The sequence below is a fragment of the Variovorax sp. 3319 genome (assembly GCF_031456585.1).
GTDB lineage: Bacteria > Pseudomonadota > Gammaproteobacteria > Burkholderiales > Burkholderiaceae_C > Variovorax > Variovorax paradoxus_P.
The window spans coordinates 99,208-111,088 of record NZ_JAVDUZ010000005.1; the positions used below are offsets into that span (position 1 = coordinate 99,208).

The 11,881-nt window shown below is 66.5% G+C and carries 12 protein-coding genes; all 12 read left to right on the plus strand.

Annotation, left to right across the window (positions count from 1 at the left end; all coding sequences use genetic code 11):
• The first annotated feature begins 177 nt into the window (after positions 1-177).
• The 12 genes from J2X67_RS11955 to J2X67_RS12010 all read left to right on the plus strand — a co-directional run bounded on the left by J2X67_RS11955 (position 178) and on the right by J2X67_RS12010 (position 11,881).
• Positions 178-1,260: a hypothetical protein gene (locus J2X67_RS11955; RefSeq protein ID WP_309953258.1), complete on the plus strand. Its 1,083-nt coding sequence runs from the start codon at positions 178-180 to the stop codon at positions 1,258-1,260.
• A 40-nt stretch (positions 1,261-1,300) separates the two neighbouring features.
• Positions 1,301-2,590, plus strand: coding sequence for a DUF4043 family protein (locus tag J2X67_RS11960; protein ID WP_309953260.1), 1,290 nt, complete (start codon positions 1,301-1,303; stop codon positions 2,588-2,590).
• Positions 2,591-2,647: 57 nt separating this feature from the next.
• Complete coding sequence (locus J2X67_RS11965; protein WP_309953262.1) at positions 2,648-3,127, plus strand: hypothetical protein; 480 nt, start codon at positions 2,648-2,650, stop codon at positions 3,125-3,127.
• Positions 3,128-3,183: 56 nt separating this feature from the next.
• On the plus strand, positions 3,184-3,750 hold the full coding sequence (locus J2X67_RS11970) for a hypothetical protein (protein ID WP_309953264.1): 567 nt from the start codon (positions 3,184-3,186) through the stop codon (positions 3,748-3,750).
• 3 nt (positions 3,751-3,753) lie between these two features.
• Positions 3,754-4,428, plus strand: coding sequence for a DUF6682 family protein (locus tag J2X67_RS11975; RefSeq protein WP_309953266.1), 675 nt, complete (start codon positions 3,754-3,756; stop codon positions 4,426-4,428).
• Positions 4,428-4,649 (plus strand): hypothetical protein, encoded by a 222-nt coding sequence (locus J2X67_RS11980; protein WP_309953268.1) that lies wholly within the window; start codon positions 4,428-4,430, stop codon positions 4,647-4,649. The genes J2X67_RS11975 and J2X67_RS11980 overlap by 1 nt, the downstream gene beginning before the upstream one ends.
• Positions 4,630-5,037 (plus strand): hypothetical protein, encoded by a 408-nt coding sequence (locus J2X67_RS11985; RefSeq protein WP_309953270.1) that lies wholly within the window; start codon positions 4,630-4,632, stop codon positions 5,035-5,037. The genes J2X67_RS11980 and J2X67_RS11985 overlap by 20 nt, the downstream gene beginning before the upstream one ends.
• A gap of 5 nt (positions 5,038-5,042) precedes the next feature.
• Positions 5,043-5,396, plus strand: a complete 354-nt coding sequence (locus J2X67_RS11990) for a hypothetical protein (RefSeq protein ID WP_309953272.1) — start codon at positions 5,043-5,045, stop codon at positions 5,394-5,396.
• 44 nt (positions 5,397-5,440) lie between these two features.
• A complete protein-coding gene (locus J2X67_RS11995) occupies positions 5,441-6,700 on the plus strand; it encodes a hypothetical protein (protein WP_309953274.1) in 1,260 nt (419 codons plus the stop codon).
• Between the two features lie 2 nt (positions 6,701-6,702).
• Positions 6,703-10,032, plus strand: coding sequence for a hypothetical protein (locus J2X67_RS12000; protein WP_309953275.1), 3,330 nt, complete (start codon positions 6,703-6,705; stop codon positions 10,030-10,032).
• A complete protein-coding gene (locus J2X67_RS12005; protein ID WP_309953277.1) occupies positions 10,032-11,219 on the plus strand; it encodes a hypothetical protein in 1,188 nt (395 codons plus the stop codon). Before J2X67_RS12000 ends, J2X67_RS12005 begins: the two co-directional genes overlap by 1 nt.
• 74 nt (positions 11,220-11,293) lie before the next feature.
• Positions 11,294-11,881: a hypothetical protein gene (locus J2X67_RS12010; protein ID WP_309953279.1), complete on the plus strand. Its 588-nt coding sequence runs from the start codon at positions 11,294-11,296 to the stop codon at positions 11,879-11,881.

The window sequence follows — 11,881 nt, forward strand, 5'->3', positions numbered from 1 at the left end:
GTAGGGTTTCGCCTTTGTCTCCCGCTTCTTGAAACTGCCCCTCAAGCACCGCGCGCGAGCGTTGGGGCGACGTCACGGTGGCAACGCCGTGGATTCAAGGCAGATGGCGCGGGCCCATGTGGCTCGCACCGGATTGCTGGCCCCTTTGCGGCCACGGCGATATGTGGCGGGACAGGCATGACGACATCCAACGACTTTTTCCAGAACAACGAAATCACCGGCGCACTGACGCCGCAGCAGGCCGCGCAGCTCCTCGAGATCGCGGCATCGGGCGATACCAGCTTCGGGCTGGATGACGGTGGCGCGCCCGCGTCCACCACTGCTGCAGACGCCGCCGCTTCTACCGAAGCGGGTGCCGCCAACACGAACAGCAGCGCAGCCGCTCCGGCAGCTTCGCCTGCACCTTCCCCCGCTCCAGCGCCCGCTGCGGCGCCGGCAGCAGCTCCCGCAGCCGAGCCCGACGCGTCCAACGCCGTCTTGCTCGCGAAAGATGGCAAACACACCATCCCCTACGAGAAGCTGGTGCAGGCCCGGGAGGGCGAGCAGCACTGGAAGGCGCAAGCGGAGACGGCCCAGCGCCAACTCGCTGACCTGCAGACCCAAGCGCAGCAGCGCGCTGATGCGGGGCAAGCGCCGACGAAGACGGACAACCAGGTGGCGGCTGCGCAAGCGGCGATCGCCAGCGGGGTGGACCCGGCTCTCTTCGGCGACTTCTCCGAGGAGGCGCTGGCGAACGGCATTGCGACGCTGGTGGACCAGCGCGTGGAGGAGCGGATCAACAAGGCGATCGCTCCGCTACAGCAGCAACAGCAGCACACCGCTCGCAACGCGCACTACGAAGCCATCTACAAGGCACACCCTGACGCGGACTCGGTGGCGGAGAGCGCCGAGTTGCAACAGTGGATCGGCGCTCAACCCAGCTACCTGCAGCCCACGCTGCGTGGCGTGCTGGAGAAGGGCACCACGTCGCAGGTGGTCGAGCTGTTCAACGATTTCAAGAAGGCCACTGCCGCGCCCGCCGCGGCGCCGGCCTTTGGAAAAGGCCAAGCCGCCGTGACCGATCCCAAGGTCGCGGCGCAAGCCGCCATCGCTGCCGCGGCACCAGCCGTGCCGGCCTCCCTCTCGGACATTCCGGGCGGGCGGGCCGACGCGCTGTCGCCGCACGAGCGACTGGCGGCCATGGACCCCGTATCGATGGCCGACGCCATGCAAGGCATGTCGCCCGCGCAGATCGATGCGTTCCTGAACCGATCCCTGTGAGCCATCAGGCCCACGCAGCACCACACACAAGGAGGTCTAGATGACCGCAACGAAGACGCAAACCGCGTATGGCGACCCGAAAGCGATGGTCCAGCAAGCAGCTGGCGTATTCGCCGTCAGCCAGCAACGCAACACCACCATGAACCGGCTGGTCGGCAAGATGCCCAAGCTGGAAGGTGCGATCAGCACGATCAAGAAGCAGTCCAGCAACCACATGCCCATCGTGCAGGCGCAGGACTTGGGCCAGGGCAAGGGCGACGAGGTGAAGTTCAACCTCATCAACCCGAGCGGTGGCTACCCGATCATGGGCAGCGCGTACGCCAAGGGCCGCGGCGTGGGCATCAAGCTGTCCGAAGACCGCCTGCGCGTCAACCAGGCGCGCTTCCCGATCGACATGGGCGATGTGATGTCGCAGATCCGCAGCCCCGTGGACCTGCGCCGTGTCGGGCGCCCGCTGGCGCAGCAGAAGATGGACGACTACCTAGACCAGTCCACCCTGGTCCACGCGGCCGGCGCGCGCGGCTTCCACGACAACATCGAGTGGCGCGTGCCGGTCGAGACGCACCCCGCGTTCTCCGAGATCCTGGTTAACCGCGTCAAGGCGCCGACCAAGAACCGCCACTTCATGGCCAAGGCCGGCGCGATCGACCAGTTCACCGTCAATGCCGGCGAGGTCGACATCGCTTCGACCGACCTGCTGAAGATGGGAACTGTCGATGCCGTGCGCACCTACATCGACCAGATTCCGCTGCCCCCGCCCCCGGTCAAGTTCGACGACGACCAGGCCGCGACCGACAGCCCGATCCGGGTGATGCTGCTTTCCCCTGCGCAGTACAGCGGCTTCGCCACCGACCCGGCATTCCGCAATTTCCAGGCGAATGCGGTGGCCCGTGCGCGTCTGGCCAAGGACCATCCGCTGTTCCTGATGGAAGCTGGCCTGTGGGGCGGCATCCTCATGGTGAAGATGCCCAAGCCGATCCGCTTCTACGCCGGCGACACCATCCGCTACTGCGCCGCGTACGACTCCGAGAACGAGACGGCCGCTGTCGTGCCGGCGAGCTTCACCACGAAGTTCGCCATCGACCGCGCCATCCTGATGGGCGGCCAAGGTCTCGCGCAGGCGTTCGGCGCCTCGGAGCACAGCGGCATGCCGTTCTTCTGGAGCGAAGAGAAGGACGACCACGGCGACAAGCTGGAAATCCTGATCGGCGCGATCTTGGGCATGTCCAAGGTCCGCTTCGCTATCGACCATGGCGACGAGACCCAGTTCACCGACCACGGTGTGACGGTCCTCGACACGGTGGTGCCGATCATCAAGCCGCGCGGCTGATGACCCAGGGCCGGGGCAACCCGGCCTCTCTCCCCTCACCCCATCAAGGAGCCACACATGGCCAACATCAAACTCAAGGGACTGGGCATCAACCAGTTCGGCGGCATGGCCGCCTACGGCAACGTCACCACGCTGCGGGCCACGCTCGAAACCGACGCCACCGGCGCAGCTGTACGTGCGAATGCGACCACGCCTCTCGGCGTCGGCGACAAGGTGTACCTGCAGAGCCTGCCGGCGGGCTTCCGTCTCGAAGACCTGCAATCGATCGTTTCGATCGCCATGACGGCGGCCGTGACCGGCTCTGTCGGTTTCGAGTATGCCGACGGCGAAGACAGTGCCGAGGTGCCTCAGGACCTCGCTTACTTCGGTGCCGGCATCGTGCTCAATGCCGCCGCCCGCCTGCGCACGAGCTCGTCGAAGGCACCGGTGACGCTGGCGAAGGAAGCCTTTCTGGTGCTGACGCTGGCGGGCGCGGTTAACGCCAAGGTCAGCCGCATCGACTTCATCGTCCACGGCGAGCGCCTGGGCGCGAAGTGATGTCGACGGGGAGGGCGGTATCGCCTTCCCTTGTTCCCTCTACTCAAGGACCTCTCATGCCCACCAACACGAATGGCGTGCCCGTGAAGTACATCGGGCGCGAAGACCCGTTCTATGACCGGCTCTACGGCTCGAACCTTCCGTTCGTGCCTGGCCAGGTGCGCCTCATCACCGATCTGGATCTCGTCGCGAAGTTTCTGCGGCACGGCGACTGCTTCGAGAAGGCCGTGCTCGAACCGGTAGCTCCGCCGCCTGCTCCGGTCCCGGCTCCCGCGCAACCGCCTGTCGCAGCGACGGGCGACGGCGACTCTGGCGAGAGTGGTGCCGCCGCCCAGACCTCCGATGCGCCGACAGGCGACGGGGCGCAGGGCAAGACCGAGTCCACGCAGCAACCTGAGGATGACACGCAGGAACGCCTCGCCGCGGCCAAGAAGCTCGAAGACGATCAGAAGCTCGCAGAGCAGAACCGACTCGACCTTGTGCAGACCCTCGACTCGATGGACAAGGACGGGCTGCAAGAGTTCGGCGTCACCAAGTTCAGCCAGAAGGTGCCGAAGAACCTCTCTGTCGAGAACATGCGCGCGCGCATCGTCGAAATGATCGACCAGTACGGCGTGCCCTGATCCATGACGCTGCAGGACCTGATCCGTCGCTTTCGCACGCTCGCGTTCGATCGTGAAATCCCGCCGTTCTGGCCGGACGCCGACGTGCGCGACTGGCTCAATGACGCGCAGGCGCAGGCGGCCGTGCGCGGTCGGCTTCTGCTTGAGGACGCCAAGCCGGAAATCTGCGAGGTCGCGATCGAAGCCGGCCGGCATACCTACCCGCTGCACGCAGCCCTCTATGAGCTGGTGCACCTGCAGGTGGAGGGTGCCCAGTTCGAGACGACGACGCCGAAACTGGTGACGCGGGAATGGCTCGATCGCAAAAGCCCGGGCTGGCGCGCCGGCGAGCACCTGCAAGCCGGCGAGATCCTGTTCGCCATCCAGGGGGAAACGACCATCAGGCTCGTGAGCACGCCTGTGCGCGCTGGCGTCCTTCGCATCGAGGGGTACCGCTTGCCGCTCGCGCCAATGGTGGAGAACACCGACGCTCCGGAAATTCACGCGGCCCACCACGAGCACCTGGTGCAGTGGGCGCTGCATCGCGGTTTCTCGATCCCCGATACCGAGACGTTCGACCCAGCCCGCTCGGCAGCTGCCGAGGCCGAGTTCTCGGCCTACTTCGGTCCGCTGCCTGATTCGGACCTGCGGCGCAGCACGCGCGACGACACCGACCACGTCACGGTGGTGCACTCGTAATGGCCAGCACCCTTCACCACATCGAACTGCGCGCGGGCGAGACCGTGCGCATCGGCGACGTGATGGTCACGCTCACCCAGAAGTCGGGCCAGCGCGCGCGCCTCGCGATTTGCGCTGACCCCAAGACCCCGATCGTGCGCCCAGGCGGGCGCATCCACACCGGCGCGCAGGAGTGCGCCTCTTCTACTGAAGAGGCCGCAAATGGCAAACACCCTGTATGACGCTGCTCGGCAGCGCTTTTTGGAAGGCCAGTTCAACTGGCTGACCGACACCATCAAGATCATCTTGGTGGACACCGGCGCTTACACGCCGCAGACGGCAATCCACCAGTACCTGTCCGACATCCCGACCTCGGCGCGCATTGCCGGGCCGGTGACGTTGACCGCGAAGACGACCTCGGGTGGCGCGGCCGACGGCGCCGACGTGACCTTCACCGCGGTGTCGGGCGCGAGCATCGAGGCCATCGTGATCTACCGTGACACCGGCACCGAGTCCACCTCGCCCCTGATCGCCTACATCGACACGGCCACGGGCCTGCCCATCACCCCCAACGGCGGCGACATCATCGTCACCTGGGACAACGGCACCAACAAGATCTTCAAGGTCTGACGACCATGAGCGCAGGAGTGCAAGACACGCAACCCGCCGCGGCCGAGCCGCAGAAGCCAGCGCCGCAGCGCGTCGGCGTTGAAGGCATCGCGCCGAAGCCCATCGAGCTCACGCCGGCCGCGCCTGTTGCCATCGACTGGCGCAAGGTCGGCGCGCTGCCGCCATTCCAGATGTTCGTGCACGAGCTGGCGCCGTGCCCGCCCGAGCGCGACTCGCAGCAGTGGGCCATCGACTATGCGCTGCGCTATGCCGCTCAGCGCGGCGATGACGCGCTGCTGGGGGAGTACGGCTCCTGGCACGATGCCAAGGGCTATTGGCCCAACGAGACGCCATTTGGCGTGTTGAAGGACGGCGCGTGAGCCCCGCGAGTCACCTTTCCGGCGGACGCTGAAGGAGGACGAACATGGGCCATCGTATGTCGGGCATCTTCTACGGCGAAAACATCATGGGGCGGATCCTTGAGATGCGGCAAGGGCTCGATCCGCTGCTGGTGTCTTCGGATTCGATCACCTACCCCAGTGTTGGTAGTAACGGTGCATTTGCAGCGCTCGCGCCGGATCTGAAAGCCGGCGTGGTGACGTTCAACTCCAGCACCTCCGGCGCCAATTTCCGGTACTACCCAGACATGAACACACTGGCAAATCCGGTCACCCCTGCGGCTGGCTTTGCATCGACTGCGAACGTTTGCGCGATCTCCAACGACTTCTACGCAATTGGAGGATCTGGTTCGCCGTTCCTATATGTGTTCAGACGCAGCGACCACTCTCTTGTGAGCGTGTCTGCGACCGGACTTGGCAGCATTTACGGGATCGACTTTTCGCCCGACGGCACCAAGATGGTGGTGACGCACGGCAACACGCCCTATATCCGCATGTACAACACGTCAACGTGGGCCTACACCGACGCGGTGACGGTGCCTGGCGGCGGAAGCAATTACGGTCTCGCCTTCACCTCGGACAGCACACGCTTCCTGGTCATGTGTTCGTCGTCCCCGTACTTGGCGATTTACAACGCATCGACAATGGTGCGGAGCTTCGGATACACGGCGAGCACCAAGTACACCCCTGCTACCTCGTACATCAAGCCAATCGTGCGGCATCCGACGACCGCCAACTCGTTCTTGCTTGCATTCAGCTCGTCGCCCTACATCGCCGAGTTCAACGCGGATACGCAGACTTTCAACGACTTCACGGCGCTGACTGCGGGAGGCGTGATCGGCGCGGGCTATAGCCTGACCGTTGATCCTGACCCGACGGAAGATGCGGTCTATCTGCGGCACAGCAATGGTTCCACGTTACCGTCGCGCACCATGTCGAAGTTCAAGATTTCGACGCGGGCGCCGTACCCCATTCAGTCGCCTGTTTACCGAAACGCCGTGTGGGGCGCCGTTTCGGGGCTGACGCCATTCGTCATCACCTACGACACCCCCTACAAGATCACCGGCACGGTGCGCGACATCAGCAACAACCCGGTGGCGCGCGTGGTGCGCGCGCATCGGCGCGATACCGGTGAGCTTGCCGCTCAGACGACCTCGAACGCAGCCACCGGAAACTATGATTTGCGTGTGCCGGACATCGGGCCGTTCGACGTGCAATTCATGACGGCCGCGGGCGAGCTACTGAACGACCTGTTCTTCGCGCAGACGGAGCCGCAGCCGGTCTAGCGATGCCGTACACGCCCCCGACCAGCCCGCTGAACACTTCGTGGGTCGGGGCACCGACCTATCGCGGTCCCGCGCGCGCCATCCTTGGCACCTGGGTCACGCCAACTCAGTGGATCTACCAGCCGGCGAGCGCCGAAGGCGCCGTGGGCACGCCGGGCGTAATCGGGCAGCAGCGCGCGGCTGGCGCCGGCGCTGGCGAGCAAACCCGGTGGGGCACGACGTTTGCGCTCACGAAGGTCTTCAATTACCGGCCGCCGCAGTACGACCTCGTGGCGTCCTGGGTCGGGAAGCCTGTCTACATCCGAACCATCGGCGCGTCGCTTTCGGTGACGTGGGATCAGCAGCGTGCTTATGCCAACCCGCCGGGCTTCCACTCGGAGGCAATGGGCGAGCCGGTCATCACGCAGCAGCAGTTCGTGCGGCCGGCAGGATTTTCCCAACTGGTGTTCGGCGACACCTACGCCATCTTCCCCTACCAGTACGCGCCGCCGCGATGGACGATCAATGCGAGCTGGGTTGGCAAAGCGGCCTACACGCCTGCGGTCGGCGTGCGCGATGGCCTGTGGACGCTGCCTTCCGAGGACAAGTATGTCCCGCTGACTGGCTGGGACTCCAACAGCTTCGGTGCGGCCGCGCTCCAGAGCTACCTGACCTTCGCGGCGCCCAACGGCTTCGACAGCCTCAACATGGGCACGCACCAGGTGCGCAACGCAGCTGGTGCGTTGCGACCCTCGGGCATTGCGAGCCAGCTCGCGTTCGGCACCGCGCTGGTGGCATTCGGTCAACGCAGGATCACGCCGCCTGGCAGCGATCACAGCGCCATCGGCGCCAGCGCGGTGGTGCTGAAGAATCGCCGCCTGTTCCCGGGCGGCTTCGTCGCATCGTACGCTGGCGATCCGACCATCATCAACCGGAACCGCTACGTCGCCGCTGGCAACATCGCGGCGCCAACGTGGGGTGCGAACCCGACCATCTGGCTGTACACGCGCTACCTGTTGCCGACCGGGCTGGTGGCCACCGGCATCTCCAACACGAACCGGGTTAGTCACGACAGGCAGTACGCCCAGCTGAACGCGGGCATCCCGACACCGGGCTTCGGCACGGCCTGGATCAGCCAGGGCACGCGCCTGGTCGCGCCCGCGGGAGCGTTCCTCGATGCGGTGGCGCGGCCGAATGTGGGCGGCACGCGCTTCCTCGCGCCGCTCGGGTGGGACTCGTCAGCTTTCGGCACGCGCATCATCCCGATCTCGCAGACTGTGGCGCCGCAGGGCTTCCGCGAGGTTTGGGGCGCGACTGCGATCAAGAACTACCTGACCTACGTACGGCCGCCCGGCTTCGAGACCAACGTGCAGGAGCAGTACCGTTGGGGGCGCGCCCAGGCCTATAACCTGCGGCAGTTCGTGCTGCAGGCCTACGACCCGAATGACGGGCTGAATCCGCCTCCATGGTCGCAGTGGACAGCCATCGAGAACCGGAACAAGACGGTCGCCACATTCAGCACCGCGCCACCGCGGCCGGGCGAGCCGCTGGTCTACAACAACGCACGGGTGATCGCGCCATCGGGTATGACGCCTCCCGGCTTCCCGGGCACCGCGCCCGCCGGCCTCGTGGCATATGGCGTGCGGCGCCTTCCGATGGACGGCATCGAGCCGCCGCCGGTGCTCAGTTGGACCGCGGTCTACAACGCCGCGCGCGTACTAGCGCCCGCCGGTGCTGGCGTTCAGCTGTTCGGCACGGCCGCGCTGGAGAACACGCGGCGCTATTACCAGCGCGTCGGGGACTTTGACTCGGCGGCGTTCGGCGTCGCCTTCATCGACTTTGCCATTCGGACCGTGGCGCTGGAGCCGCGGTATGCCATCCAGCCGCCCGACGTGCCGCTGCCTGAGGTCAAGTTGTACACGCGCTACGTCGATCCGAAGGGCGATGACATGGTGCGCGTCGGCCTGGCCGCGCTGACCATCCACTTCAACATCGTGGCGCCGAAGTGGGCGCACCAGGACATCTTCGGCGAACCACGCGTGCACAACGTCACCCCGGAGATGCGCGGCTACGGCTGGAATGCCGAGGAGTTCGGCGACGCCTTCGTGCGCCTGCAGTTCCGCCCCGTGGCGCCTGATGGCAACAGCATGCAGCTGTTCGGCCAGGCCAAGATCGCGGACCGCAAGCAGAGCCTTGCGGTGCCGGGCAACAACTTCATGCGCATCGGCGACAAGCTGGTGGTGACTCGGACCGGCGCACCGCCGTACTCGCCGCAGTGGATCATTCAGGATGGCGAGCCGGTGGACTCGTTGAGCGCATTCGGCAAGCCGGGGCTGAACCAGTACGTCCTCTATCCCTTCGGCATTGACGCGCTGAAGGTGGGCGACGCAACGGTGCGCAGCAACGGAATCATGGTCGATGCCGGTATCAAGGTGGACGGCTATGGCGTGCCGACCGTGGGCCTGAAGAGGCGCGTGCTCACGGTTCAGGAGTGGCCGGGCGCCGAGGTGTTTGAGCCTTCCCCAGCGCGGATCACGCCGCACACGATCTGGGCCGTGGTGGAGGCGCCGGCGCAGGCCATCCGCAACCACGGGGCCAACAATCTTCACTACGTCGGCCAAACAGTGGAATACGGGCCGGGCACGCGCTTCGGGCGGCATTCGGTGCGTACATACCGCGGTGTCCTATCGCCCAACTCGGTGGGGAACACCGCGCTGTACGGCACCGCGTCTGTGCAGTTGCACCGCCGCTACCTGGAGCCGGCCGGCATGCAGGCCTATCGCATGGGCTGGGTCATCGTCGGCGACGGCACGCAGTTCGTGAAGCAGTTCGGCGGTGCAGACATGCAGGTGTTCGGGCAGACGGCCGTGGCGCGTGGGCCGTACCTCGGGCCGCAGACCGTGAAGCCGGTAGGCTTGGTGCCGCCGGACTTCGGTGTGACCTGGATTTCGCTGCTGCACCGGAGCTTCCCGCTCATCGGCTTCAATGCACTCGGAATGGGCTCCTCGCGCGGTGACCCGCCGTACCAGTGGCAGTCGCTGCATGTGGGCCCGCTGATGCCCACCATACCCAGCGGGTTTGACGCGAAGCTCTTCGGGTCGGCGTGGATCTCGCTGCGCATCCGCGGGCTCGAGCCGCTCGGCTTCGAGGCCTTCGCCAGCGAGTACGACCCCGAGAACTTCGCCGCGCGCATGCACGTGCGCAACGCTTTCATGCCGCCGGGCCCGGCCACGCGCACCTTGGCGCCTGTGGGTGTGGACCTGCCCGCCTTGGGCGTGCCCAATGCCAAGCCCGCGGTGCACTTCATTCGTCCCGACGGCAACGCAGACCAGTACCGGAAAGGAGCCTTCTGATGGACGACATCTCCCTCATGCCGCTGGCCGGCATCAACAACGTGGCCGAGGACGAGGCGATGAAGCGCGGCGGGGACTCGGCCCGGGTGTACCTGCGCGACGCGGTGAACGTGGACATCACGCCGGCGGGCCGGGCGAGCGTGCGCGCGGGCGAGCGGCGCGTTTCGACGGTCCGGTACCGCGACGTGTGGCAGAGCCCGCTGCATCGCGATACCTTCGGGACGCTCGATGGCCAGTGGGTCAAGATCGACCCGGCAAACTGGACTCACGAGACGCTGGCTACCGTGGGCGAGGGAGCGGGGCACGTCGTACTCAACAGCCTGGTGTGCGTTGCTGGACCCGCCGGTCTGTTCACCTACGACGGCAGCGCGGCGCAGCGGCTGACCGTGGAGACACCGCCCGCGCCATTGCTGACGGCCGGAAGCGGCTCCCTGGAGCCCGGCACCTACGGCGCGGCGCTGGCCTGGCTACGCGGCACCCAGGAATCCGCCACCTCCGAGCTCGCCACGGTCGAAGTGGGAGCGAGCGGCGCGCTTGAGGTCGCGCTGCCAATTTGGCTCGACCCCGCGCTCACTGGCGCCCGGCTGTACCTGACACGACAAGACGGTGGTGAGCTGCTGCGCGCCGGAGATTGGCCGGCCGGCACCGCGACGATCCACCTGCCGCTGCTGCCGCAGCTTGGCGCGGCTGCGCAGTTCCGCCACCTGTCGCCGATGCCTACGGGGCGGTTTCTTGCGCAGTGGCGCGGCCGGCTGCTGACCGCCCGTGGCAACGTTCTTCGATGGTCCGAGGCGCTGGCCTATCACCTGCACGACGAGCGGCACGGGTTCGTGCAGATGCCGCAGCGCATCACGTTCGTGCAGCCGGTCGACGCCGGCGTGTGGGTCGGCCAGGTCGATCACGTGGCGTTCCTGCGGGGCAGCACTCCCGATGAGTTCTCGGTGGAGAAGAAGGGCGGCCGTGCGCCTGTGCTAGGCAGCGCCATCCTCGTGTCCCCGGATGCCCTCGGCGCCGATCTCACGTCCGGCGGAAGTGAGGCCGCGGTCTGGCTGGCGGACAACGGCTACGTGGTGGGCACGGCCGCCGGTGCGCTGGTTGAGCTGCAGGCCGGCGTGCTGAAGGGCATAGCGGCGCGGGCCGGGACCTCTGTAGTGTTTGGCCGCCGGCTGCTGACCGCGGTAGCCTGAGGCTTTCATGCCCGGCGAACTGTCGGGCCCATTTAGCTGCGCAGGAGTGCGGCATAGGACCACTGGAGCTTCCTATGACCCTGCGCAACAAGCTGGCCCGCGCGCTCGTTCGGGCCCTCGATCGCGAGATCTTCGACGTCACCGAGACCGGGCTCGCATTTCCGACCTTGGGCGTGCACGCCGCCGGCGAGTACTTCGACCGCATCAACCGTGGCGCCTGGCAGCGCACGCCCAATCTGATCGTGACGGAAGGCCTCGCGCATATCCTGAACGTGGCGCTGGGTGGCAAGGCGAAGCCTGCGGGCGCCTACTTGGCGCTGTTCAGCGGCGCGGCTGCACCTGCGGCGAACTGGACCGCGGCGAGCTTTGCCGCTGTCGCATCTGAAAACGTCAGCCTGACCGAGGGCTACACGAGCCCGACCCGCCCGGTGTGGACGCCGGTCGACACGGCCGGCAACAGCATCGACAACATGGCTGCGGTCGCAACCGTCACGATTGCCACCGCCGGGCAGCTGAATGTCACTGGCGCGGCATTGCTCACGAACAACACCAGGGGCGGCACCACCGGCGCGTTGGTGTCGGCGACGAAGTACGCCGCGGCGCGCGTGTTCCAGAACGCCGACACCTACGACGTGGGCTACCGGCTGAGCCTGACCGTCTGA